This window comes from Rahnella victoriana, assembly GCF_021276285.1.
GTDB classification, from domain to species: domain Bacteria; phylum Pseudomonadota; class Gammaproteobacteria; order Enterobacterales; family Enterobacteriaceae; genus Rahnella; species Rahnella victoriana.
Genome location: NZ_CP089919.1, coordinates 563,061 through 586,995 on the forward strand (window position 1 = coordinate 563,061; position 23,935 = coordinate 586,995).

The following is a 23,935-nucleotide window of genomic DNA, read 5'->3' on the forward strand; positions in this document are numbered from 1 at the left end:
ATGCAATCACTGATATGATTATTTTTTATGAATTTTCTGTTGTTGTGATCACCTGCATGTCAGGGCAACAGAGGTCGGGTGACCGCGTGCGCGGACAGCCCATTGCACAATGATAAAAGGGAGTGATTTATGGCGGGTGGCAGCCTTCTGGCGTTAATCGATGATATCGCGTCGATTCTTGATGATGTGGCGGCGATGAGTAAGGTCGCGGCGAAAAAAACAGCCAGCGTGCTGGGTGACGATCTGGCGCTGAATGCGCAACAGGTCACGGGGGTGAAAGCCGATCGTGAGTTGCCTATCGTCTGGGCAGTGGCCAAAGGGTCGATGATCAATAAAGCCATTCTGGTGCCGCTGGCGCTGCTGATCAGTGCGTTTATTCCCTGGGCCATCACACCCTTGCTGATGATTGGCGGTGCTTATCTGTGTTACGAGGGTTTCGAAAAAGTCGCCCATAAGCTGATGCCGGGCGAGCATCATGAAGAAAAAAAACCGGCAGCTGCTGAAATTAAAAATGAAGCGGATGCCAAAAAGCTGGAGAAAGAAAAGGTTAAAGGTGCGGTGCGCACCGACTTTATTCTCTCGGCTGAAATCATCGTTATCTCGTTAGGTATTGTGTCAGCGGCACCGTTCCTGAATCAGGTCACCGTGATGGTACTGATTGCGGTGGCGATGACTGTCGGGGTTTACGGGCTGGTGGGGGCGATTGTGAAAATCGATGACGCCGGTCTGTATCTGAGCAACCTCAACGGCGAAAGCGGGATGATGAACGCCGTACGCGCTTTTGGTCGCGGTATCGTCAACGCCGCCCCCCTGCTGATGAAAACGCTGTCTGTCGTCGGCACCATCGCGATGTTCCTGGTCGGTGGCAGTATCATCAGCCACGGCCTGCCGTTTATGCACAGCCTGATTGAACCGCTGACTCACGGCCACGAAAGCTGGGTAAATACACTGATTACCGGCGCGACCGATTTAGTGGTCGGTCTGGTGGTCGGTGCTGCCGTGCTGGTGCTGGTACTGCTGGGGAAAAAGATCTTCGGCAAATCGTCATAAGATCACATTCTGCGCCCTTCCCTCCGCGGAAGGGCGCAACTCATCGCACTTCTCTTCAGTTCTTCGACGCCACCAGCATCATGATATCGCTGGTGAAGGTGCCGTCAGGCTGGATCTCAAAATGTTTAACCACGTCTTCAGACATCGTTTTTTGCAGCTCACGGATGGCGACAGCAAAATGTTCCGGTGTACGCATACGCGCGATCCAGCTGGTGAATTCCAGCGGCAGACGATCTGTCGTCACTTCACGGGTAATCAGCCCGGCCTCAGCGGTCATGTTCAGCCATTCACCTGGTGAATAGTTGCAAACATGGGACGTGTCACGCAGCACTTCGACGGTTTGCAGATAAATATTCAGCAGCGGATGCCCCGGCGACACCACGTCCATCATGATGAATTTGCCGCCCGGTTTCAGCACACGCGCCACCTCGCGCAGCGCCTGCCCGACGTCATGCCAGTGGTGCGCAGAATAACGGCTGATGATCACATCTGCGCTGTGGTCGGCAAACGGCAGTGATTCCGCGACACCCTGTTGTACGCTGATGTTCGCCAGTTGCTTGTCGCGGGCGGCCTGCGCCACCACGTCCAGCATCTGCGCCGACAAATCATAGGCAATGACATTATTGACGATGCCCGCGGCGACAAAACTGGCGTGCCCCGCACCGCAGCCCAGATCAATCACCTGCGCATGCGGAAAGGGTGCCAGCAGCGTCGCCAGACGTTGTAAATCCGCCCCCTGCGAGTGCACGGCGCTGGTCAGATAATCCTGTGCCTGTGAACCAAACTGCTTATCGACCGCCTGACTGTGGGTATTTTTCATGTTCATCATTGCTCCTGTCTGTCTTGTTTTTGTATTGAGAAAGCGGGTTTCAAATGACCTCAAAATCACTATAGGCATTGTTCTATACGGGTACAATATGAGCGTTTATACTGGTATGAGTTACTCCCTGTTTAAGAGCAAAGCATGATTGATAACGCAGACTCACTGAGCGGTCCGAAGGCACTGGGGACATTTTTACGCACACACCGCGAGCGGGTGACACCTGAAATGGTCGGGCTGCCCGGTTCTTCACGTCGCAGAACCAGCGGATTGCGCCGTGAAGAACTGGCGCAAATCAGCGGCATCAGCGCCACCTGGTATACGTGGATTGAACAGGGGCGCGACGTGTCCATCTCCGCCGCCACGCTGGACAGTCTGGCGAAGGCGTTGCGCATGGAGCCTGCCGCCCGCGAGTATTTATTCAGTTTAGCTTCGGTGAAAGATCCGCAGGCGTTGCCCTCCTCCGGCGCACCGGACGCCAGTCTGAGAGATTGCGTCAATCAGCTGACCTGCCCCGGCTATCTGCTCGACAGCGGCTGGAATGTGCTGGCATGGAACCCGCAGGCGCAGGCGTTGTTCAGCGGCTGGCTGGGCGTTGACGAACACCCTAATCTGCTGGATTTCATGTTTCTGCATCCGCTGGCGCGCGAACTGGTCACCAACTGGGCCGAACGCGCCAAACGGGTGGTGGCCGAATTTCGTGCCGAAACCAGCCATTACGCCCATTCTGACGCGGTCCGTCAGTCGGTGATCAGTCTGCGGGAGCGCAGCAGTGAATTTAATCAGTGGTGGTCGCAGCAGGAAGTACTGGCGCGCGAAGGCGGAGAACGGCGCTTCCATCATCCGCTCAAGGGTGAAATCTGTTACCGCCAGCAGACCTTTTTCCCCGCCGGTTATGCAGAATGCAAGCTGGTGATCCTGGTGCCGGACGCATGACAACATCGCCGGGCCAGCCTGCTGTTTTTTCTCACTTAATGCGCCTTTTCACCAATTGACATACGGATGCCAGATATGTGAGGCTGATTTGATTGGTTTCCTTTATGACAGGATAACGCCCATGATGACACGCCAGATTTATCAGGATGAAGAGTTCGAGATCCGCGTCGCGACCGAGCTTGAAGCCATCACGCATTTTGCCGCCGTTCAGGCATCCGTGAAGGATATCGGCGCGTGGGAATCCTGGTGTTCGGATAAATACTCGCTGGAAGACAGCCGGAAATATCTGGCTGGCTGCGAGCAAAAACGCCATCGCGGCGCAGAGTTTAATTTCTGTCTGTTTGAGCGTGCCAGCGGAAATCTGATTGGCAGCGTGGGCATCAACCGCATCACGCCGGAGTATAAGTTCGCCAACCTCGGTTACTGGATCCGCACCGGTTATACCGGCCGCGGACTGGCGACACTGGCGGCCAGAACCGCGGCACGTTTTGCATTTACCGCGCTGGAACTGACCCGTCTGGAAATCGTGGTGATGGATGGCAATGACCGCAGCCGCCGGGTGGCCGAAAAAACCGGCGCGATATCCGAAGGTCTGCACCGTAACCGGCTTTATTATCACGGTCAGCCGCGTGATGCCTGGATGTATTCCCTGATCCCGGGCGATCTCTGAGGCTGGCTCCACAAAAAAGATAAGGCAACAGAACATGACTTTTTCTACCCATACCGTATCTACCGACTGGCTGGCGAAGAATCTGAATTCACCGGACGTGGTCATTATCGATTGCCGTAAATCCAAACCGGGCATTACGCCGCCGGTGGATTTTCATGGCAAATATCTCGAAGCGCACATTCCCAACGCGATCTATGTGGAAGTCGACAGCATTTCCGACTGCAGCACCGGCCTGCCGCATATGATGCCGACGGAGGAAGAATTCGCCGCATCGATGAGTCGTCTGGGTGTGGCCGACACGCAAACCATCGTGCTTTACGATGAAGGTGATTTGTTCTCCGCCCCGCGTGTGTGGTGGATGCTGACCAGTTTCGGCGCGAAAAGCGTGCGCGTGCTGGATGGCGGGCTGAATGCGTGGATAGCGGAAGACAAACCGACACAAAGCGGTGAGCACACCCGCGTGCCGTCGACGTTTAATGCAAAACTGGTGCGCCCGGTGGTGGTCAGCGCCGAAGAAGTGAAAAACGCCCTCGGCAAGGTACAGATTATCGATGCCCGCTCGCTGGCACGCTTTAAAGCCGAAGCGCCGGAACCGCGTCCGGGGCTGCATGGCGGCCATATTCCGGGCAGCCTGAGCGTACCTTTTACCGAACTGACGCAGGACGGACACCTGAAATCGCCGCAGGCACTGAAAGCGACGTTCGAAGGTCTGGGCGTGGATCTGAACAAACCGGTGATCACCAGTTGCGGCTCCGGTGTGACGGCGGCCGCGCTGGCTTTCGGCCTGGATTCTCTGGGGGTGAAAGACGTGATGTTGTATGACGGTTCATGGGCCGAATGGGGCGATGTTAACGAAGACTTCCCGATTGAAACCCACTGATTTCTGGTTGCGGTAATGGCGTCAGTTCGCTGACGCCAAACGCCAGCGCCATGTTTTTCATCTGACTGATCACGCTGTAAGCCGGCCTCGGCACCACAGTGAACTCTTCGATCAGCAAACACGCGCTGACCGGATCATGCGCCGTCTCACGCAATGCCTGCCGCAAAACAGCCAAATCCTCAGGCGATGTCTTCGCCGACGTAATCAGCGGTAAACCCGGTACGGCTGCGGTTTGTCCGATCACCGCCAGTCCTTCCAGCGCCTGCGGTTCCGTGCGGCGGAGGAGTTCCAGCGTTACACAATCTATCGCCGCCAGATCGGCAAGGTTTTGCTGAACGTAGCGCAGGGATCCACGGTGACTGCCGGTGGCGGTGACCTGCGAGAAAAAGCGTCCGTCCACCGCCAGAGGCGCGACCAGCGCCCGCAAACTGTTGTAACCCGATTGCGAATCCGTGCTGTTAAACGCCAGACGACGCTGACGAAAACCGGCCAGATGCAGACTGGCATCTTCTTCCCGCGCCAGCAAAAAGCTGCGGTAACGGAATCCGTCACAGCCCGGCGCACGGTAGCTGAATGTCCCCACCAGCTGAACCTGCGGCAGACTTTCCACCAGCGGATAACCGCAGGTCTGGCTGAGCAGCAGATCCGGTGTCTGCCAGTGATGGAGTAAATCCTGCGGCCAGCTCAGCGCATCCGGCACGGCATTCAGGCCAGCATCTTTCAGTTTTTGGCGCAAAATATCGGCGAAAGCCTCGACATCCGGCGGAGAAATCGCATACATCGGCAAAGACATCAGCATCATCTGGCCACTCCGTCAGGGGGTTTCCTGCTGATAATCATAGTCGCTGCGCGCGGGTTGCGCCGCTGTTGTGCCGGTGGCAAACGGATGCGCTTCGACGTCAACAGGCACCCGCGTGTGATCGCGGAACCACTGCCGGTATCCTTTCACCACAAACCCGTCACTGCGCTGAATATAGACCTCGCGATCGGCGACATACACCTGTCGCAGTGCATACCAGGGCACGCCGGGTAAATCATGATGGACCAGATGATAATTCAGGTTGAGGAACAGCAACCGCCAGACAACACCGGCTTCATTGAGGGTCGATCTCGCCTGTGGCAGGCGTTCGGCGCGGTGCTCGAAGAAGGAGCGGACTTTGGTCAGGCTGAGCGCCGGATAACTCACCGCCAGAATAAAATACAGCGGCGATAATCCGCGCTGCGCCATCCAGCCGAGCAACATCGCCAGCAGTGCGCCGTGCACCAGCCACATACTGACGGTGCGCCATTCGCCGCGTAAAACAGCCAGCAGCGCGCCGGTCAGCGTACTGAGTATATCCAGCAGCGGACCGGTCAGCATTCTTCCGGGCAAGGTATTGCGCAGGCGTACCGCCGTCTTCATCGCAGGTGACAGGGTTTCCCAGCGGGCACGGCTGAAATAATAGGCTTCAGGATCATCGCCCGGCAGCGTCAGATGCTCGTTACGGTGATGCTGCAAATGGGTGTCGCGGTATAAACCGTAGGGATACCAGACCGCCAGCGGCAGCGTTCCGAGCAGCTGATTAAGCCAGGGTTTGCGGGTCGGATGGCCGTGGATTAATTCGTGTTGCAGCGACATATACCAGGTGGTGAACCAGATAAGCCACGGCGTGCCGAGCCACGGACCCAGATCGCGCCAGAAGAACACACCGGCAAACCAGCCGCCATAAACCGAGGCAATCAATAACCAGGTGGGGATTTCCAGCCGCCACCCGAGGCTGCGGCGACGGGCTGCAATGTCGGCCCGCTGGCGGGCGCTGAGGTAAAACGAAGAGGACGCCATAATGTGCCAGAGTCAGAAACCTTTGGCACATTATCGGGCAGCCGGGGACCGCCGCTAACTAACTTAAAACACTATCTATTGCCAGTCAGCGGCTAAGCGACTCAGCCTTGCAGATCCTTTTGCACGGCCTGAGTGAACTGCTCCATCGGGCAGAAGCCCTGTTTATCAACGGTGCAGCCTTCAATTTGCAGGGTGACACGCTCCGGCGGATTTTTCAGGCTCAGGGCCACGTTGTTGCGGATCTGATGCGCCGTCGGATAGACGTATTCGATTTTCATCAAATCTTTATTGGCTTTCTTATCGTGCCAGCGCTGGAAGACCACCGTGCCGCTGATCGGCGTACGTTCATACTGCCCCGGCAACTGGTAATCGCGGGTTTTCAGCGCCGCGAGCAATGAAGCGATGTTCGAATCATGCCCGACCAGCACCGCCAGTTTTGCCTGTTGCGCGGCTTTCTGATCGTCTGACGTGGCAGGCTGAGCATCAAGCGCGCCGGCGATAAATGTCAGCAAGGGTTTCGCGGCATTCGCTGCGATAGCCGGTGAGCCGAACAGCGTTTCGTGATACAGGTTCTTGATGGTTTCAAGTTTGGTCCACTGGTCAGGCGTGCTGATTTGCCCCCAGGCGACGTCCTTCATCGGGAAACCTTCGTAATACTGCAACATGAACGCATCGGTCGCACCGGTCGCCATCCGCAACGGACCGGTAATGCCCGGCTCTTTGCCCTGCGTCAGCACCACGTCCGAAGGCTGAGACGCCAGATCGCACTGTTGTTTCTCTTTGCAGATTTTGCTGTTTTTGTAATCGAGGATATTTTCGAGCAACGCATAGTTTGGCTTGAGACGCTGATTCAGGCCATCAAGACCGCCCTGCCCGGCGTGCTGATTCACTGAGTTCAGCGCACTGGTTTTAAAACTGTCGTTCACGTCGGCGGTGATAATCGGGTTGAAGACCGGATCCATTTTGCCGATTTCAACGCGATTGATCACAGCGACATCACAGCCGGGGAAAGCACCGGTGCTGAAATGCTTCGCGGTATCGATGGTACGCGGCAGGCTGTTGGCGTAGGTAAACACCTGATTTTTATCCGGACACTCCGCCGCAGGCAGCAGGTTATCTTTCGCCAGCCAGGCACGGAAATAATGCCCCATATGTTCGGAAATCTGGCCACCTTTTGGCGTCAGCAATCCGCCTTCAGTTTTCCATACCGGCCAGGTGTGCGTGGTGGATTCGGCGAGCACATCGCCATAGTTGACCAGCGGCGCACGGATGCCGTGGCGACTGAGCACCAGCACCTGTTGCAGTTCTAAATTGTCGGAATGCGCCGCCTGAGCGGCAGGCATGGCAAGCGGTAATGCGCAGGCAAGTGCAGACAGCACAAGAAAACGGGATGCTTTTTTCACGAGTGATCCTCTTCTGTTGATTCCCTGTAATAAGAAAGCACCGGACGCGCCAACAGATTGATTCGTCCGGTGAATTTTCAGCATAGTGGATTATTCAGCAGAAGTGGGGGATCAGCTTCACAACCTCTCCCCATAAAGGCGTTAACTCACTCAGAACCGGAAGCGCAGCCACGCGAAGAACACGTTACCGTTGTTATAGGTGCCGGGAATGTAGGTCGCCTGAAATGTCAGACGATCGTATCCGACGGACGCCAGCGGTAAGACAATCGGGATCGGAATATATTTATAGTCGTCACGCGCTGTCACGGCCGCGGTATATCCCAACCCTAAGCGAAAATTCTTATCCTGCGCAGGCGTCCATATTTTTTCCCAGCCATAACCCCCGATAGGTTCCCATTTATTATGGGAATCTTTAAACGCCATAAAATAAATGCCGTTCCAGTTACCTTTTTCATCGTATCGGGAAATACCGTAACCCCCGCCCCACGGACGTTCGTTATATTTGTCGGTTTTCTCTTTATCGTAGGTAAAACGGTTATGCCAGGTGATCACCGGCAAATACAGATCCTGCGACTGTGGTTCATTCCAGGTGGTGGACACCTTCTCTGTGAACGACGACCAGATACCGGGAATGATCGATTCTTTATGTACCTTGTTGGGATCGCTGACGGGATTATCTCCGTTGCTGGCCGCAAAAGCCGGAACACAAAAAGCCATGGAAACAGTAAGGCTAAAATCCCTGATTAATTTTTTATAAGACATCTTTTAAATAACTCCCTGACGTAAGGTTTTATTATACCTAACCCCGGCCAGGAAATAATTAAACAACAGAAGAACAGCAGTCAGAATGGGTTTAATTGCCTGAAATATCAGGCATTGAGGGTTTTATTATGGGAGTTTTCCTAGCAGGATAAATAAGACAAAATATGAACAGTTCGTAAGAAATAAGTCAGCGCCATAAAAAAATCCGCAGGCTTTCGCACTGCGGATTTTTATTACCGGTTCCGTTTACGCATCAGCCAAGCTGTTTACGCGCGTTACGGAACATGCGCATCCACGGGCTGTCTTCGCCCCACTCTTCCGGATGCCAGGAGTTGCTGACAGTACGGAAGACACGTTCAGGGTGCGGCATCATCACGGTGACACGGCCTGACAGGTTAGTGACCGCCGTGATGCCGTTCGGTGAACCGTTCGGGTTCGCCGGATAGTTTTCTGTCGCCTGACCGTTGTTGTCCACGAAACGCAGCGCCACCAGATTGCTGTGTTCGATTTGCGCCAGATGTGCCGCATCACGCACTTCCACATGGCCTTCGCCATGAGACACCGCGATGGGCATCCGTGAACCGGCCATCCCCTGCATAAACATCGACGGGCTGGCGGTCACTTCCACCAGACTGAAGCGCGCTTCAAAGCGGTCAGACAGGTTACGCACAAAGCGCGGCCAGTGTTCTGCGCCCGGGATCAGCTCTTTCAGGTTCGACATCATCTGACAGCCGTTACACACGCCCAGCGCCAGTGTTTGCGGACGGTGGAAGAATTCTTCGAACTCTTCACGCACGCGGTCGTTGAACAGAACCGATTTCGCCCAGCCTTCGCCCGCGCCCAGCACGTCACCGTAAGAGAATCCGCCGCACGCCACCAGCGTGTGGAAATCCTGCAAATCGCGGCGACCGGCCAGCAGGTCACTCATGTGCACGTCAACCGCATCAAAACCGGCACGGTGGAAGGCGGCCGCCATTTCCACGTGGGAGTTGACGCCCTGCTCACGCAGCACAGCGACTTTCGGACGCGCACCTTTGGCGATGTACGGCGCAGCCACGTCCTCATCCGGTGCGAATGTCAGTTTGACGTTCAGACCCGGGTCAAGATCCTGAGTTTTCGCCTGATGTTCCTGATCGGCACACTCAGGGTTATCGCGCAGACGCTGCATCTGCCAGGTGGTTTCTGCCCACCAGGTGCGCAGCGTGGTACGGCTTTCGCTGTACACCGGTTTGCTGCCGGAAGTGATGATGAAGCGATCGCCGGTTTCCACACTGCCGAGGTAATGCGTGCAGTCCGCCAGACCAAAGTCGGCCAGCGTTTTCTCAACGGCTTCGCGGTCAGACGCACGCACCTGAATCACGGCACCCAGTTCTTCGTTGAACAGCGCGGCCAGCGAATCGTTGCCCAGCGCCGCGATATCTGCGGTCAGGCCGCAATGTCCGGCAAAGGCCATTTCCGCCAGTGTCACCAGCAAACCGCCGTCGGAACGGTCATGGTAGGCCAGCAATTTCTGCTCAGACACCAGCGCCTGCATGGCGTTGAAGAAGCCACCCAGTTGCTCAGCACTGCGCACGTCGGCAGGCGTGTTGCCGAGCTGACGGTAGACCTGCGCCAGCGCGGTTGCGCCCAGCGCGTTATGACCGGCACCCAGGTCGACCAGCAACAGCGCGGTGTCGCCTTTGTCGGTGCGCAATTGCGGCGTCACGGTGTGGCGCACGTCTTCGACACGGGCAAAGGCGGTGATCACCAGCGACAGCGGAGAAGTCATCTCGCGTTGTTCGTTACCTTCCTGCCAGCGGGTTTTCATCGACATCGAGTCTTTGCCCACCGGAATGGTGATACCCAGCGCCGGACAAAGTTCTTCGCCCACCGCTTTAACCGCCGCATATAAACCGGCATCTTCGCCCGGGTGACCGGCCGCCGACATCCAGTTTGCAGAAAGTTTGACGCGTTTCAGGCTGCCAATTTCAACGGCAGCGAGGTTAGTCAGTGCTTCGCCCACCGCCATGCGGCCGGACGCCGCGAAGTCCAGCAAGGCCACCGGGGCGCGTTCGCCCAGAGACATGGCTTCGCCGTGATAGCTGTCGAGGCTGGCGGTAGTGACCGCGCAGTCAGCAACCGGGATCTGCCACGGACCGACCATCTGGTCACGAGCCACCATACCGGTGACGGTACGGTCGCCGATGGTGATCAGGAAGGTTTTCTCAGCCACTGCAGGCAGATGCAGAACGCGTTTCACCGCTTCGGTAATCTGAATGTTTTCCGCATTCAGCTCGTCGCCTTTGGCTTTAAGCGTGGTGACGTCGCGGGTCATTTTTGGCGTTTTGCCCAGCAGCACGTCCAGCGGCATATCAATCGGCTGGTTATCGAAATGGCTGTCTTCCAGAGACAGATGCATTTCTTCCGTCGCTTCACCGATGACCGCGTAAGGTGCGCGTTCACGCTGGCAAATCGCATCGAACTGTTCCAGCTGTGCCGGAGACACCGCCAGTACGTAACGTTCCTGCGATTCGTTACACCAGACTTCCAGCGGGCTCATGCCCGGCTCGTCGTTGAGGATGTCACGCAACTGGAAACGGCCGCCACGGTTGCCATCGCTGACCAGTTCCGGCATGGCGTTGGATAAACCGCCTGCACCGACGTCATGGATGAACAGGATCGGGTTGGCTTCGCCAAGTTGCCAGCAACGGTCGATCACTTCCTGACAGCGACGTTCCATTTCCGGGTTGTCGCGCTGTACGGAAGCAAAATCCAGATCCGCATCCGACTGACCGGATGCCATGGAAGATGCCGCGCCGCCGCCCAGACCGATATTCATCGCCGGGCCGCCGAGCACGATCAGTTTCGCGCCCACGGTGATTTCGCCTTTCTGCACGTGATCCGCGCGGATGTTGCCGATACCGCCCGCCAGCATGATCGGTTTGTGGTAACCGCGCAGCTCAGGGCCGTTGTGGCTGTTAACGTTTTCTTCGTAAGTCCGGAAGTAGCCCAGCAGCGCCGGACGACCAAATTCGTTGTTAAATGCCGCGCCGCCCAGCGGGCCGTCGGTCATGATATCCAGCGCGGTGACGATACGATCCGGTTTACCGAAATCTTCTTCCCACGGCTGTTCAAAGCCCGGAATACGCAGGTTGGACACAGAGAAACCGACCAGACCGGCTTTTGGTTTTGCACCGCGACCGGTTGCGCCTTCGTCACGGATTTCACCACCGGAACCCGTTGCCGCGCCCGGCCACGGAGAGATCGCCGTCGGGTGGTTATGGGTTTCAACCTTCATCAGGATATGCGCCTGCTCCTGATGGAAATCGTACAGACCGTCTTTCGCATCGGCGTAGAAACGGCCGACCTGCGAACCTTCCATCACGGCGGCGTTATCTTTATACGCCGACAGCACGTGATCAGGGGTCTGTTCGAAGGTGTTTTTGATCATCTTGAACAGGGATTTCGGCTGCGTTTCGCCGTCGATAATCCAGTCTGCGTTGAAGATTTTATGACGGCAGTGTTCCGAGTTGGCCTGTGCGAACATGTAGAGTTCGATGTCAGTCGGGTTGCGCCCCAACGACGTAAAGGCTTCCATCAGGTAATCAATTTCGTCCTGCGCCAGCGCCAGACCTAATTTGATGTTGGCGGCTTCCAGTGCGCCACGGCCAACGCCCAGGATATCCACATGCTGCACCGGCGCAGGCTGATGCTGCGCGAACAGCGCGCTGGCATCTTCAGGCTGAGTGAAGACGGTTTCCATCATGCGGTCATGCAGCAACGCGCCCAGTTCGTTCCACTGTGCTTCGGTCAGTTGCGGTGCCTGTACATAAAAGGCCAGACCGCGCTCAAGACGCAGAACCTGCGACAAACCGCAGTTGTGCGCGATGTCGGTAGCTTTGGAAGACCAGGGAGAAATGGTGCCGGGGCGCGGAGTGACCAGCAGTAAACGACCAGAAGGAGCGTGTTCAGCGAGAGAAGGACCGTATTTCAGGAGGCGTTGTAACTTGGTTTGTTCGTCCGAATTCAGCGGCGCGCTGACATCGGCAAAGTGTACATATTCGGCGTAGATATCGCTGACCGGAAGGCGGGCTTCCTGACAACGTGACAATAATTTGTTAATGCGAAAAGCCGACAAAGCGGGCGAACCACGCAGTATTTCCATAATCACAGATCTCTCGTCTTCGAAGACACTGACCACAGTGCTTCATTGGGCGCAACAGGGGGAAAACGCGGGCTATTATAAAGAAAGCCGGCGTCCGACGAAACCGTTTGCGTAGTGAAACTTGATATTCATTTATAGGCCCACATATCTTACGGGTATCATGAATAAAGTTGCAGACTGCCGTTTTGTTGAGCAAAATGCGTCAGCACTGGGGATATAACCATACAAACTGCACAGCATAGCGTAAAAAAACAAGAGCGCCGCAGCGAGATAACTATTTGACGCGACTAAAAATTAATTATGTTCTGATGGGGATCGCCGCCCTGTTGCTGGCACTGGCCTTATGGCCAGCCGTCCCGTGGCACAGAGGTGAAGGCGACCTGCTGGATCAAATAAAATCCCGTGGAGAATTGCGCGTCAGCACGCTCAATTCTCCACTGACTTTTATGGACTCCCCGGAAGGCAATCTCGGCTTCGATTACGAACTGGCTAAACGCTTTGCAGATTATCTGGGCGTGCAGCTGGTCGTCACGCAGCACACCACGGTTGACGCCATGTTTGACAGTCTCGATCAAAATAAAGCCGATTTACTGGCGTCGGGTCTGGTCTACAACAATGAGCGGCTGAAAAACTACCGTGCCGGGCCTGAATATTATTCCATCTCTCAGCAACTGGTTTACCGGCAGGGTGCCCCGCGTCCGAAGAGTTTCGCGGATGTGAAAGGCTCGCTGATGGTATCGGCGGGTACGGCACACATCCCGACACTGGAAGCGGCCAAAAGCAAATACCCGGACCTGACCTGGACGACCACCGACAATATGTCACCGCGTGACCTGCTGCAACAGGTGGAAACCGGCAAGCTGGATTACACACTGGGTGACTCGGTGACCATCGCGCTGATGCAGCGCGTTTATCCGCGTCTGGCTGTCGCTTTTGATGCGACGGAAGACGAGCCGGTGACCTGGTATTACCGCAAGGTGCCGGATGACGACAGCCTGTCTGCCGCCATGCTCGACTTCTTCAGCCAGATTTCAGAAGACGGTACGCTGGAAAAACTCGAGGAGAAATATCTCGGTCACGTCGGTGATTTTGATTACGTCGATACGCGGACATTCCTCAAAGCCATCGACAGTACGCTGCCGGACCTGCAACCGCTGTTTGAGAAGTATGCGCAGGACATCGACTGGCGTCTGCTGGCGGCCATCGCCTATCAGGAATCTCACTGGGATCCGCAGGCCAAATCGCCGACCGGCGTGCGCGGGATCATGATGCTGACCCGGGCAACGGCGGGAGGGCTTGATGTGGATGACCGCACCGATGCCGAGCAGAGTATCCGCGGGGGCGCACAATATCTGTCGCATCTGATGGCGAAAATGCCGGAGACGATTCCGCAGGATGAACGGATCTGGTTTGCGCTGGCGGCCTATAACATGGGGTACGGACATATGCTCGATGCCCGTAAACTGACGGCACAGCAAAAAGCCAATCCGGACAGCTGGGCCGATGTGAAACAGCGCCTGCCGATGCTGAACCAGAAACGCTTCTTCAGCCGCACGACGTACGGGTATGCGCGCGGCACACAGGCGTATAACTACGTGGAAAATATCCGCCGCTATCAGCTGAGTCTGGTGGGATACCTGATGGAAAAAGAGAAGCAACAGGCGCAGAAAGCCGCGTTACAGGCGCAACTGGGTCAGGGCTATCCGGCCGTGGCTCCGCAGGAAGCACTGGCGCAGTAAGGCCGGTGCGGTTTATTCCTGAGATTTATCGTCGGTTGGTTGCGCGGCCTGCGCCGCACGTTCGGCCTGTCTGAGGGCTTTTTTCTGGCTGCGGCGAAAACGGAAGAAGGCGCTCAGCTGTTCCGAACATTCTTGCGCAAGCACGCCAGCGGTGATGTCGATCTGATGATTCATGCCCGGATGACGCAGGATATCCATCAGGGAACCGGCAGCGCCGGTTTTGGCATCTGCCGCGCCATACACCACGCGGCGGATCCGGCTGTGAACCATCGCCCCGGCACACATAACGCAAGGCTCCAGCGTGATATACAGCGTGGCATCGAGCAGACGATAGTTTTGCACGGCACTTCCGCCCTGACGCAATGCCATAATTTCCGCATGCGCCGTCGGATCATGATGGCCGATAGACCGGTTCCAGCCTTCGCCAATCACCTGATTGTCTAAAACCAGCACCGCGCCGACCGGCACTTCGCCCTCTTCCTGCGCTTTCAGCGCCAGCGTCATGGCGTACCGCATCCAGTGTTCATCGTCATTCATTACTGCCAACTCAGCCTCTGCCACTTCAACCTCAATCATTTTTTACCGGCAGACATGTTATCTGAATTTTGCGCTGGCCGTTATTCCAGTTGCTGTAACTCGCCCTGTTTACTGACGCGGAAACGATGCTCACAGAAGAACAGCAGCGGGTTGTCCTGTTTGCTGTCGCTGTAACCGCTGTACAGTTTAAGCGGTGAACCGATACGGCTTTCCAGCTGGGCGACCTTTTCTTCTCCCAGACAACGCAATGGCAACACCCAGCCGCCTTTACCGCGCGCAATCCGGCTGCCGACCAGACGAACCTGCGGTAAAAACAGAGAGGTGTTGTATACCTGCTGCACCAGATTTTCCGGTGAGCCGGTGATCAGCCACACTTGTGTATCATCGCTGTCGAGATATTCCCGCAGCCTGCGCTGCACCACCGGAAACTCCACCACTTTCTCACGAAACGCAGTGACAAATTGCAGCTCCAGCGCCTTCAGCCGTGCCTCACTGTGACCGAAGGTAATCGACCACAGTAACAGGCTCATCGGCCAGCGCGCGGCGCGTCCGTGGATAAACAATCCTATCCCCACCAGCGGCAGAACCGGCACTACGAGGATCAGATTCTGCGGCATGCGTCTGAGCAAAAACCGCAGAAAGCTGCCGAACATATCCTGCTGGTGCAGCGTGCCATCGAGATCAAAAAAGACCACCCGTCGATCAGGCTTCGTACTCAATCCGTTACTCCTCGGGATCGTTGAACCCCATCAACCAGGTAAAAATAAAACCTGCTATTACCGTAATGACTAAACCGATCAGATACAACATCACCTTGCCGGAAATAATGGTCAGTGCCAGCGGCAGGCCGGAAATGCCGAATGTGATGACAGTCGCGACTTTCCAGTAACAGATTAGCGCACCGCCGACGGCTCCGCCCAAACATGCACCAATAAAAGGACGACCGAGTGGCAGCGTAACACCGAATATCAGCGGCTCGCCGATGCCTAAAATCCCCACCGGCAGCGCCCCTTTGATCACTTTTTTCAGCCGTGCGTTGCGGGTTTTCATGTACACCGCGATCGCCGCCCCCACCTGTCCGACACCGGCCATGGCTAAAATCGGCAGCAGCGGGTTGGAGCCGTGCGCCTGGATCAGTTCAACGTGGATCGGCACCAGCCCCTGATGCAGGCCTGACAGCACCAGCGGCAGGAACGCCCCGGCCAGCACCGCGCCCACCAGTAATCCGCCTTTATCGATAGCAATATTGACGCCGTGAGCAATGCCATCCGAAATGTAACCGCCGATGGGTTGCAGGATCACAATCGCCAGCGTGGCGGTGATCAACGTGGTGATCAGCGGATTGAGGATCAGTTCGACCGATTCCGGCAGCCACTGGCGCAATCTTTTCTCCAGCCAGCACATCAGGGCGACCACCAGCAATACCGCGATCACCCCGCCACGACCGGGCTGTAACGCTTCGCCAAACAGGGTGATTTGCGCCAGCGCAGGGCTGGAGAGAATTCCCGCCATCACGCCACCCATCGCCTGTGAGCCGCCGAAAACCCGCGCCGCATTCACGCCGACCAGAATGTTCATGATGGCAAAAACCGCCCCGCCAAAAATCGCCAGCAGGCCGAGGATATTGGGGTAATCAAGGGCAATGGAACCGGCGATATCAGGCCGTTTGAGCAGATTGATAATGCCCATAATCAGCCCGGAAGCGATAAAGGCTGGGATCAGCGGAATAAAGACGTCAGCCAGTTTGCGCAGCGCCCCGCTCATCGGGGCAGAGTATTTTGCTTTGGCGCTGGCTTTGTTGCGGGCGATCTCGTTTTCACCCGCCCCGCTGACCGCTCCGGCCGGACTCAGCAACAGACGCATCGCATCCACCACTTTTGCCGCCGCACCCGGCCCGACAATAAACTGATGCTGTTCGCCCTGCTTCAGGTACCCTTTGATGCCTTCCAGCGTTTTCAGGCTGGCCAGATCCAGCCGTTCATCGTCGCGCACTTCCACGCGCACGCGGGTCATGCAGTTTTCCAGCTTGCTGATATTGCCCTCGCCGCCGACCCCCAGCAAAATCTGCGAAGCCAGCCGCTGCGTTTTATCCATTGCCATCGCCATGCTCAACTCCTTGAGGTTAATCCGCCAGTGCGGCGCGCAGGAATCCGTGGTGTTTCGCCAGTCGCGTTTTTGCCTGTCCGGCATCAATGCCCGCCAGCAGCATCAGAATGGCCGGTTTCACTTCAAAATCAGTCTGAGAAAGTGCCGCTTCGGCATCACTGCGCGCCGCGCCCGTGGCCTCGACCACAATGCGGGAGGCACGATCGACCAGCTTCACGTTGGTGGCTTTCACGTCCACCATCAGGTTCTGGTAAACCTTGCCACTTTTGACCATCGCACCGGTTGAAATCATGTTCAAAACCAGTTTCTGCGCAGTGCCGGATTTCAGGCGGGTGGAGCCGGTCAGCGCCTCCGGCCCGACCACAGGTGAAATGGCGATAGCCGCTTCGCGGGCAATCGGCGAATCCGGATTACAGGAAATCGCCACCGTGGCGCAACCCAGTCCGCTGGCGTAGCGCAGGGCGCCGATCACGTAAGGCGTCCGGCCGCTGGCCGCCAGCCCGACCACGGTATCTTTTGCGCTGAGGTTGAGATTCTTTAAATCCTCCACACCCAGCGATTCGCTGTCTTCCGCGCCTTCCACCGCTTTGAGCAACGCGCCTGGCCCGCCGGCAATCAGGCCAACCACCATGCCGTGCGGAACACCAAATGTTGGCGGGCATTCTGACGCATCAAGAACGCCAAGACGGCCACTGGTGCCAGCACCAAGATAAATCAGTCGTCCGCCAGCCTGAAATGACGCTGCGGCTTTATCGATGGACTGCGCAATCTGTGGCAGAACAAGGCTGATGGCTTCCGGCACTTTGCGGTCTTCACGGTTGAAGCAGGCCACCAGTTCCAGCGTGGACATTTCATCGAGATTCATCGTGTCCGGATTGCGGCTTTCTGAAACCAGCGCACCGAGATTGAGGGTTGTGTTCATGTTTCTCTCCTGAATTTTTAATTCAAATTTATTACACAATATTTGAATATATTATTCATCAATGCGAGGAATATTTGCTATTTTAGATAACATAATCCGTAAAACGTGATGTAAGTATTCAGAGACGCCGGGATAACCCACCATGAGTTGTATGATCCGTATCCGCCAGCTATATCCGACACTGGCGCAAAATGACCGTAAACTGGCTGATTTTTTACTGGCTCAGCCGGAAAAAGCCCGTCATATGAGTTCGCAAAAGCTGGCTGAGATGGCCGGCGTCAGTCAGTCTGGCGTGGTGAAGTTTGCCCAGAAACTCGGTTATAAAGGCTTCCCCGCGCTGAAACTGGCCATGAGCGAATCGCTGGCCTCAGCCGAACACAGCGAGCCGGTTACCGTCCATAATCAGATTTTAAGCACCGACAGCCTGCATGTGGTGGGCGAAAAACTGCTGACAGAAAAGCAATCGGCATTGCGCGCCACCCTCGATATCAACAGCGAACCCCGCCTGCAAATTGCGTTGTCGATGCTGACGGATGCCCGGAAAATTATCCTCACCGGGATTGGCGCGTCGGGACTGGTGGCGAGAGATCTGGCGTATAAGTTGCTGAAAATCGGGGTCACGGCAATCGCCGAATCAGATACGCATGTGCTGGTGGCGACTGCGCAGGCCCTGTCAAAAGAGGATTTATTGCTGGCGATTTCTTTCAGCGGAGAGCGCAGTGAGATCAATCTGGCGGCACGGGTAGCGCGGGAAAGCGGCGCGAAAGTGCTGGCGATCACCGGCTTTTCGCCTAACCCGTTGCAGCAACAGGCCGACCACTGTTTATACACCGTGGCAGAATTACCGGCGACCCGCGGCGCGGCGCTTTCAGCCACCACGGCACAATACTCCCTGACCGATTTACTGTTTGTGGCGCTGGTTCAGCAAGATACAGCACACGCACCGGAGCGCATCCGCCATAGCGAAGAACTGGTGAAAAAGCTGGTTTGATCAGGATCATTTGGCAGGCGGAAAGGCGCAGGAGCAGAACCTACGCCAGCGCAATTCTGCTATACTGCGCGCCCTGATGACTGAACGATACGAGAAAACGCCATGGCCCTGCTGATCACACACAAATGCATTAATTGCGATATGTGCGAACCGGAGTGTCCGAATCAGGCGATCTCGATGGGTAATGAGATTTACGAAATCGACAGCGATCGTTGTACGGAATGTGTCGGCCATTACGATAAACCGACCTGTCAGAGCGTCTGTCCGATCGACAATACCATCATCATCAATCCGCAACACACCGAAACTAACGAACAGCTTTGGGATAAGTTTGTGGTGTTGCATCACGCCGTGTAAGGGCACGTGATGCATTGTGAAGGATGAAGGGTATTAGTTTTCGATAATCACTGTGGCGCAGGCATAACGGCGCTCATCGGCCAATGTGACATGCACTGATTTCACGCCCATCTGTGCCGCCATTTCTGCCGCGCGGGCATGAAAAACCAGCCCCGGCTTGCCCAGCACATCATTGACCACTTCGAATTGCTCAAACGCCAGCCCGTTGCGGATACCGGTTCCCAGCGCTTTTGCGGCGGCTTCCTTAACGGCAAACCGCTTCGCCAGAAAACGTACCGGCTGCTGATGCTGCTGATAAACCGCCCATTCACTGGCGCACAAAATACGCCGGGCCAGGCGGTCACCACTGCGTTCAATCACTGCCTGGATACGGGAAATTTCTACGATATCCGTACCTAAACCTAAAATGCTCATTACCGGCGCGCTTCCCGCATCAGGTTTTTCATTTCACGCACTGCACCTGATAATCCGTCGATCACTGCCTGACCAATAATGGCGTGGCCGATATTCAGCTCATGCATTTCCGGCAAGGCCGCGATCGGCTGAACGTTGTGGTAAGTCAGGCCGTGGCCCGCATTCACTTTCAGGCCCTTACCCGCTGCGTAAGCCGCGCCCTGTTTGATACGCTCCAGCTCCGCCTGACGCTCAAGATCCGTTTGCGCTTCGGCATAGGCACCGGTGTGGATCTCAATGTAAGGTGCGCCAACGGCCACCGCGGCATCGATCTGACGCAAATCAGGATCGATAAACAAAGACACCAGAATACCGGCTTCGCTGAGACGGGAAACTGCCACCGTCATTTTATCCAGCTGACCGGCAACATCCAGACCGCCTTCGGTGGTCACTTCTTCACGTTTTTCCGGCACCAGACAGCAGAAATGTGGCAGGATTTCGCAGGCAATCCCCACCATTTCATCGGTGACGGCCATCTCGAGATTCATACGGGTTTGGATAGTCTGACGCAGAAGGCGCACATCGCGATCGGTGATATGACGGCGGTCTTCACGCAGATGGACGGTGATCCCATCGGCACCTGCCTGTTCAGCGATAAATGCTGCCTGAACCGGATCAGGATAAGCCGTACCGCGTGCATTACGCAGTGTCGCAATGTGATCAATGTTAACGCCCAACAGCAACTCAGCCATAACAGCTCCAGATTTAAGAATGAATTGATTTATGAATGGAACAACAACGCTAATTTCTGCAGTTTACACCCTTGAGAGTGGCAGCGTGTAGCCCGGAGTCTGAATTAGCTGGAAGAATTGTCAGAAGGTGAAACAGGCTTTTTAACCTGAAACTGGCGGAACAGTTCGCGGCTTTTCAGGGGCTTGCCGCCAAGGTAAGGTTTCAGCGCCATGCGGGTAAAACGTTTTGCGGCGCGCAACGTCGCAACATCCGGAAAATCACGGCTGGCCAGCGCTTTTAAATCCCGCCCCGTAAAGCTGGAATTATCAATCACCAGACTGGCGATAAAGCCTTTTTCTTCACGGTACCGGTAAGTCATGGTGTCGCTGACTTCTTCACCGCTGCCCGCGCAATGCAGAAAATCCACGCCATAGCCCAGATGATGCAACAAAGAAAGCTCGAACTGGCGCAACGCATACTCCGGAGAGCCGCTGGCACCCGCCAGATTTTGCAGACAATTGAGGTAATCGAAGAACAGGGAAGAGTAATTCGCTTCCTGCTCAAGAACCCGGGAAACGAGTTCGTTGACGTACAGGCCGCTGTAAAGCATCAGACCCGACAGAGGAAGGGCGAGAGAGACAGGTTCGGCATTGCGCAGGGTTTTCACTTCTCCCCGCCCGCTCCAGCGAACCAGTAAAGGCGTAAAAGGCTGCAGGCAGCCTTTCAGATTGGACCGGCGGCCACGCGCACCTTTAGCCAGTATGCGTACCCGCCCTTGTCCCTCAGTGAATAAATCCAGCATCAGGCTGGTTTCACTGTAAGGTCGCCCATGCAAAACAAATGCGCGTTGCCAGCCTTCCATAGGCGCGGACCTTATAAGTCGTCTACATAACCCAGACTGCGCAGCGCACGTTCGTCGTCTGCCCAGCCGGATTTAACCTTAACCCACAACTCAAGATGGACTTTCGCTTCGAACATGTTTTCCATGTCCTGGCGGGCTTCAATGCCAATCGTCTTGATTTTAGAGCCTTTGTTACCGATAACCATTTTCTTCTGGCCTTCACGTTCTACCAGAATCAGGCCATTGATGTCGTAACCGCCGCGTTCATTGCTGACAAAGCGTTCGATTTCAACTGTCACGGAATACGGCAACTCTTCGCCCAGGAAACGCATCAGTTTTTCACGGATGATTTCTGAGGCCATAAAGCGTTGTGAACGGTCAGTGATGTAATCTTCCGGGAAGTGATGAACCGCTTCCGGCAGACGCTTACGCACCAGTGCCGCGATGGTATCGACGTTAGTCCCTTTCTCTGCAGAAATAGGCACGATATCCACGAAGTTCATCTGCTCACTCAGGAATTGCAGATGTGGCAATAATTTAGACTTGTCGGTGACGTTATCAATCTTATTGATCGCCAGCAGAACCGGTGATTTCAAATCACGCAGTTTGTTGACCACCATTTCGTCATCGGCAGTCCAGTGGGTGCCTTCGACCACGAAGATCACCAGTTCAACATCACCAATCGAGCTGCTTGCAGCACGGTTCATCAGGCGGTTAATGGCACGTTTTTCTTCAATGTGCAGCCCCGGGGTGTCCACATAGATGGCCTGGTAAGGCCCTTCGGTATGGATACCCATGATGCGGTGACGCGTGGTTTGTGGTTTGCGGGAAGTAATGGAGATTTTTTGCCCCAATAATTCATTCAGCAAGGTCGATTTGCCGACGTTAGGTCGGCCGACGATTGCAACAAAACCACAGTAATTCTTTTCTTCGCTCATTCAAGCTCCAGCTGTATCAGCGCTTGTTCCGCTGCCGCCTGCTCGGCTTTACGGCGACTTGAACCGGTTCCTACAACCGGCTGGCTCAAGCCACTGACCTGGCAGTGGATGGTAAACTCCTGATCGTGCGCTTCACCGCGAACCTGCACAACCAGATAAGAAGGCAACGGCAGATGACGACCTTGCAAAAACTCCTGTAAACGGGTTTTTGGGTCTTTCTGCTTATCACCGGGACTGATTTCGTCCAAACGACTACGGTACCAATCGAGAATCAGCTTTTCGACGGTCTGGATATCACTGTCCAGGAACACGCCGCCAATGAGTGCCTCCACCGTATCCGCAAGAATCGACTCGCGGCGGAAACCACCACTTTTCAATTCGCCCGGCCCTAAGCGTAAACATTCGCCGAGATCGAATTCACGTGCCATTTCAGCTAACGTATTTCCACGTACCAGGGTGGCACGCATACGACTCATATCGCCCTCGTCGACGCGAGGAAAACGATGGTACAGCGCGTTAGCAATGACATAACTAAGAATTGAGTCACCCAGGAACTCTAAACGCTCATTGTGTTTACTGCTTGCGCTGCGGTGAGTCAGTGCCTGCAATAAAAGCTCCTGCTGTTGAAAAGTGTAGCCCAGCTTCCGCTGAAGCCTGTTTATTACGATGGGATTCATGAGTTACCAATAGATCAAGAATGCGTCAAAAACTTCAGCATACGGAACAGGCCTGCTTCGCCCTAAGCCAATCCAAAGCTGTTTCGTTTGCAGTGGCTCCCTCTGTGCGTTTTAAATTTAGATTTAAAATCAGGGGAGCCAACTTTTATCGCCCGAAAGGATATTCTACAACGAGTGGAAATATAATGCTGCGCTAATAGCCACCATTAAATTAATGAATTCCACCGATACGGCTTAAACGAACACCGGTAGGCCATTCACCTTCCTGTTTTTTAAAGCTCATCCAGATAGCAGAGGCTTTACCGACTAAATTCTGTTCCGGAACAAAGCCCCAATAACGGCTGTCAGCGCTGTTATCACGGTTATCGCCCATCATGAAATAGTGCCCTGCTGGCACGACCCATGTTCCCAGCGGCTGACCCGGTTGCTGATAATAAGCACCCAGTTGGTCACGCGCACCCGGTACCGTCAGAATACGGTGTGTCACGTTGCCCAATGTTTCATTGCGCTGAACCAGACGGACACCGTCCTGCGGCACATTGCTGGTTGGTGGCGTTTCAAAGAAACCGCTGCTGGCTTCACCACCGGTAGACTGACCAAACGTCTGCACGAAATCGCTGGCCACACCGGTGTCATACGTCACCGCTAAAGCCGTATTGCAATTTTTACCGCTCTCACAGGCTGGCTGAACCGTGACCTGTTTGCTGAACGGATCGTACGTCACGCGGTCACCGGGCAAGCCGACCAGACGTTTAATATAGTCCACGCTCGGATTCAGGGGATATTTAAATACCACCACATCGCCGCGCTTAGGCTCACCCGTTGGGATCAGCTTGGTCTGAGTAATAGGATCTTTCAGGCCATAAGCATATTTCTCAACCACGATGAAATCGCCAATCAGCAAGGTTGGCATCATGGAGCCGGACGGGATCTGGAAAGGTTCATAAATAAATGAACGCACCACAAACACGACTAACAATACCGGGAATACCGATGCACAGGTTTCCACCCAGCCCGGCTGCTTTGCCACTTTACTCAGTGTTGAATCGTCAACGGCGCCGCCCGTTTCAGCCTTAATTTTGGCAATTTTCGCCCGGCGTGCAGGTGCCAGCTTGAAACGATCAAGGCACCAGATAATCCCTGACACCAGCGTTGCAACCGCCAGAATCAGGGCAAACATGTTAGCCATGCATACTCCCTACGACTCAATTAAGG

Annotated in this window: 23 protein-coding genes; 7 read left to right on the forward strand and 16 right to left on the reverse strand. The window is 55.4% G+C overall.

Going from position 1 to position 23,935, the window contains the following annotated elements; all coding sequences use genetic code 11:
- Positions 1-129: 129 nt before the first annotated feature.
- Entirely contained in the window at positions 130-1,050 is a 921-nt protein-coding gene (locus J9880_RS02795; protein ID WP_095924906.1) for a DUF808 domain-containing protein, read from the forward strand.
- A 55-nt stretch (positions 1,051-1,105) separates the two neighbouring features.
- Here the strand turns inward: J9880_RS02795 and J9880_RS02800 are convergent, their stop codons facing one another.
- Positions 1,106-1,876: a class I SAM-dependent methyltransferase gene (locus J9880_RS02800; RefSeq protein ID WP_095924905.1), complete on the reverse strand. Its 771-nt coding sequence runs from the start codon at positions 1,874-1,876 to the stop codon at positions 1,106-1,108.
- Positions 1,877-2,014: 138 nt separating this feature from the next.
- Here J9880_RS02800 and J9880_RS02805 point away from each other — a divergent pair, with 138 nt between their 5' ends.
- From J9880_RS02805 to sseA, 3 genes are all read left to right on the forward strand, one after another.
- A complete protein-coding gene (locus J9880_RS02805) occupies positions 2,015-2,806 on the forward strand; it encodes a helix-turn-helix transcriptional regulator (protein ID WP_119826823.1) in 792 nt (263 codons plus the stop codon).
- Between the two features lie 121 nt (positions 2,807-2,927).
- Positions 2,928-3,476: a GNAT family N-acetyltransferase gene (locus J9880_RS02810; protein ID WP_232770044.1), complete on the forward strand. Its 549-nt coding sequence runs from the start codon at positions 2,928-2,930 to the stop codon at positions 3,474-3,476.
- Between the two features lie 34 nt (positions 3,477-3,510).
- Positions 3,511-4,356 carry a 3-mercaptopyruvate sulfurtransferase gene (gene sseA / locus J9880_RS02815; protein WP_232770045.1) on the forward strand — a complete coding sequence of 282 codons (846 nt, stop codon included), beginning with the start codon at positions 3,511-3,513 and terminating at the stop codon, positions 4,354-4,356.
- Here the strand turns inward: sseA and J9880_RS02820 are convergent.
- The 5 genes from J9880_RS02820 to purL all read right to left on the reverse strand — a co-directional run bounded on the left by J9880_RS02820 (position 4,325) and on the right by purL (position 12,490).
- Entirely contained in the window at positions 4,325-5,158 is an 834-nt protein-coding gene (locus tag J9880_RS02820; RefSeq protein ID WP_232770046.1) for a phosphate/phosphite/phosphonate ABC transporter substrate-binding protein, read from the reverse strand. The two genes, sseA and J9880_RS02820, sit on opposite strands and share 32 nt — an antisense overlap.
- 12 nt (positions 5,159-5,170) lie before the next feature.
- Positions 5,171-6,178, reverse strand: a complete 1,008-nt coding sequence (locus J9880_RS02825) for a fatty acid desaturase (protein ID WP_232770047.1) — start codon at positions 6,176-6,178, stop codon at positions 5,171-5,173.
- Between the two features lie 101 nt (positions 6,179-6,279).
- Positions 6,280-7,581, reverse strand: a complete 1,302-nt coding sequence (agp, locus tag J9880_RS02830) for a bifunctional glucose-1-phosphatase/inositol phosphatase (RefSeq protein WP_232770048.1) — start codon at positions 7,579-7,581, stop codon at positions 6,280-6,282.
- A 150-nt stretch (positions 7,582-7,731) separates the two neighbouring features.
- Entirely contained in the window at positions 7,732-8,343 is a 612-nt protein-coding gene (pagP, locus tag J9880_RS02835) for a lipid IV(A) palmitoyltransferase PagP (RefSeq protein WP_095924898.1), read from the reverse strand.
- Positions 8,344-8,596: 253 nt separating this feature from the next.
- The gene (gene purL, locus J9880_RS02840) at positions 8,597-12,490 is read right to left on the reverse strand and encodes a phosphoribosylformylglycinamidine synthase (protein ID WP_195817011.1); all 3,894 of its coding nucleotides are present in this window, start codon (positions 12,488-12,490) and stop codon (positions 8,597-8,599) included.
- A gap of 275 nt (positions 12,491-12,765) precedes the next feature.
- On the opposite strand from purL, the gene mltF reads away from it, so the two are divergent.
- A complete protein-coding gene (gene mltF / locus J9880_RS02845; protein WP_232770049.1) occupies positions 12,766-14,226 on the forward strand; it encodes a membrane-bound lytic murein transglycosylase MltF in 1,461 nt (486 codons plus the stop codon).
- Between the two features lie 12 nt (positions 14,227-14,238).
- On the opposite strand, the gene tadA is transcribed toward mltF, so the two are convergent.
- From tadA to murQ, 4 genes are read right to left on the reverse strand one after another with little or no spacing between them, the layout of a single operon-like run.
- Positions 14,239-14,802, reverse strand: a complete 564-nt coding sequence (gene tadA, locus J9880_RS02850) for a tRNA adenosine(34) deaminase TadA (RefSeq protein WP_232770050.1) — start codon at positions 14,800-14,802, stop codon at positions 14,239-14,241.
- 41 nt (positions 14,803-14,843) lie between these two features.
- The gene (yfhb, locus tag J9880_RS02855) at positions 14,844-15,482 is read right to left on the reverse strand and encodes a phosphatidylglycerophosphatase C (protein WP_095924895.1); all 639 of its coding nucleotides are present in this window, start codon (positions 15,480-15,482) and stop codon (positions 14,844-14,846) included.
- Between the two features lie 4 nt (positions 15,483-15,486).
- Positions 15,487-16,857, reverse strand: a complete 1,371-nt coding sequence (locus J9880_RS02860) for a PTS transporter subunit EIIC (protein ID WP_095925289.1) — start codon at positions 16,855-16,857, stop codon at positions 15,487-15,489.
- Positions 16,858-16,885: 28 nt separating this feature from the next.
- A complete protein-coding gene (gene murQ, locus J9880_RS02865; protein ID WP_119826836.1) occupies positions 16,886-17,791 on the reverse strand; it encodes an N-acetylmuramic acid 6-phosphate etherase in 906 nt (301 codons plus the stop codon).
- A 142-nt stretch (positions 17,792-17,933) separates the two neighbouring features.
- Between murQ and J9880_RS02870 the strand changes: the two genes are divergently transcribed.
- Entirely contained in the window at positions 17,934-18,782 is an 849-nt protein-coding gene (locus J9880_RS02870; RefSeq protein ID WP_095924893.1) for a MurR/RpiR family transcriptional regulator, read from the forward strand.
- Between the two features lie 102 nt (positions 18,783-18,884).
- The gene (locus J9880_RS02875) at positions 18,885-19,139 is read left to right on the forward strand and encodes a YfhL family 4Fe-4S dicluster ferredoxin (RefSeq protein WP_095924892.1); all 255 of its coding nucleotides are present in this window, start codon (positions 18,885-18,887) and stop codon (positions 19,137-19,139) included.
- Between the two features lie 33 nt (positions 19,140-19,172).
- Here the strand turns inward: J9880_RS02875 and acpS are convergent, their stop codons facing one another.
- The 6 genes from acpS to lepB all read right to left on the reverse strand — a co-directional run bounded on the left by acpS (position 19,173) and on the right by lepB (position 23,909).
- Entirely contained in the window at positions 19,173-19,553 is a 381-nt protein-coding gene (acpS, locus tag J9880_RS02880; RefSeq protein ID WP_095924891.1) for a holo-ACP synthase, read from the reverse strand.
- Positions 19,553-20,284, reverse strand: a complete 732-nt coding sequence (pdxJ, locus tag J9880_RS02885) for a pyridoxine 5'-phosphate synthase (protein WP_095924890.1) — start codon at positions 20,282-20,284, stop codon at positions 19,553-19,555. The genes acpS and pdxJ overlap by 1 nt, the downstream gene beginning before the upstream one ends.
- A gap of 104 nt (positions 20,285-20,388) precedes the next feature.
- Complete coding sequence (gene recO / locus J9880_RS02890) at positions 20,389-21,126, reverse strand: DNA repair protein RecO (protein WP_095924889.1); 738 nt, start codon at positions 21,124-21,126, stop codon at positions 20,389-20,391.
- 11 nt (positions 21,127-21,137) lie between these two features.
- A complete protein-coding gene (gene era, locus J9880_RS02895; protein ID WP_095924888.1) occupies positions 21,138-22,043 on the reverse strand; it encodes a GTPase Era in 906 nt (301 codons plus the stop codon).
- Positions 22,040-22,720, reverse strand: a complete 681-nt coding sequence (rnc, locus tag J9880_RS02900; protein ID WP_015698392.1) for a ribonuclease III — start codon at positions 22,718-22,720, stop codon at positions 22,040-22,042. The genes era and rnc overlap by 4 nt, the downstream gene beginning before the upstream one ends.
- A gap of 211 nt (positions 22,721-22,931) precedes the next feature.
- A complete protein-coding gene (gene lepB / locus J9880_RS02905) occupies positions 22,932-23,909 on the reverse strand; it encodes a signal peptidase I (RefSeq protein WP_095924887.1) in 978 nt (325 codons plus the stop codon).
- Positions 23,910-23,935 lie beyond the last annotated feature (26 nt).

Coding starts and splice junctions, on each gene's coding strand:
- acpS (WP_095924891.1), bottom strand. CDS start 19,553: ATGAGCATTTTAGGTTTAGGTACGGATATCGTAGAAATTTCCCGTATC.
- pagP (WP_095924898.1), bottom strand. CDS start 8,343: ATGTCTTATAAAAAATTAATCAGGGATTTTAGCCTTACTGTTTCCATG.
- pdxJ (WP_095924890.1), bottom strand. CDS start 20,284: ATGGCTGAGTTGCTGTTGGGCGTTAACATTGATCACATTGCGACACTG.
- J9880_RS02800 (WP_095924905.1), bottom strand. CDS start 1,876: ATGAACATGAAAAATACCCACAGTCAGGCGGTCGATAAGCAGTTTGGT.
- era (WP_095924888.1), bottom strand. CDS start 22,043: ATGAGCGAAGAAAAGAATTACTGTGGTTTTGTTGCAATCGTCGGCCGA.
- J9880_RS02825 (WP_232770047.1), bottom strand. CDS start 6,178: ATGGCGTCCTCTTCGTTTTACCTCAGCGCCCGCCAGCGGGCCGACATT.
- lepB (WP_095924887.1), bottom strand. CDS start 23,909: ATGGCTAACATGTTTGCCCTGATTCTGGCGGTTGCAACGCTGGTGTCA.
- tadA (WP_232770050.1), bottom strand. CDS start 14,802: ATGATTGAGGTTGAAGTGGCAGAGGCTGAGTTGGCAGTAATGAATGAC.
- J9880_RS02820 (WP_232770046.1), bottom strand. CDS start 5,158: ATGATGCTGATGTCTTTGCCGATGTATGCGATTTCTCCGCCGGATGTC.
- rnc (WP_015698392.1), bottom strand. CDS start 22,720: ATGAATCCCATCGTAATAAACAGGCTTCAGCGGAAGCTGGGCTACACT.
- murQ (WP_119826836.1), bottom strand. CDS start 17,791: ATGAACACAACCCTCAATCTCGGTGCGCTGGTTTCAGAAAGCCGCAAT.
- J9880_RS02860 (WP_095925289.1), bottom strand. CDS start 16,857: ATGGATAAAACGCAGCGGCTGGCTTCGCAGATTTTGCTGGGGGTCGGC.
- J9880_RS02875 (WP_095924892.1), top strand. CDS start 18,885: ATGGCCCTGCTGATCACACACAAATGCATTAATTGCGATATGTGCGAA.
- sseA (WP_232770045.1), top strand. CDS start 3,511: ATGACTTTTTCTACCCATACCGTATCTACCGACTGGCTGGCGAAGAAT.
- J9880_RS02810 (WP_232770044.1), top strand. CDS start 2,928: ATGATGACACGCCAGATTTATCAGGATGAAGAGTTCGAGATCCGCGTC.
- recO (WP_095924889.1), bottom strand. CDS start 21,126: ATGGAAGGCTGGCAACGCGCATTTGTTTTGCATGGGCGACCTTACAGT.
- J9880_RS02805 (WP_119826823.1), top strand. CDS start 2,015: ATGATTGATAACGCAGACTCACTGAGCGGTCCGAAGGCACTGGGGACA.
- J9880_RS02795 (WP_095924906.1), top strand. CDS start 130: ATGGCGGGTGGCAGCCTTCTGGCGTTAATCGATGATATCGCGTCGATT.
- J9880_RS02870 (WP_095924893.1), top strand. CDS start 17,934: ATGAGTTGTATGATCCGTATCCGCCAGCTATATCCGACACTGGCGCAA.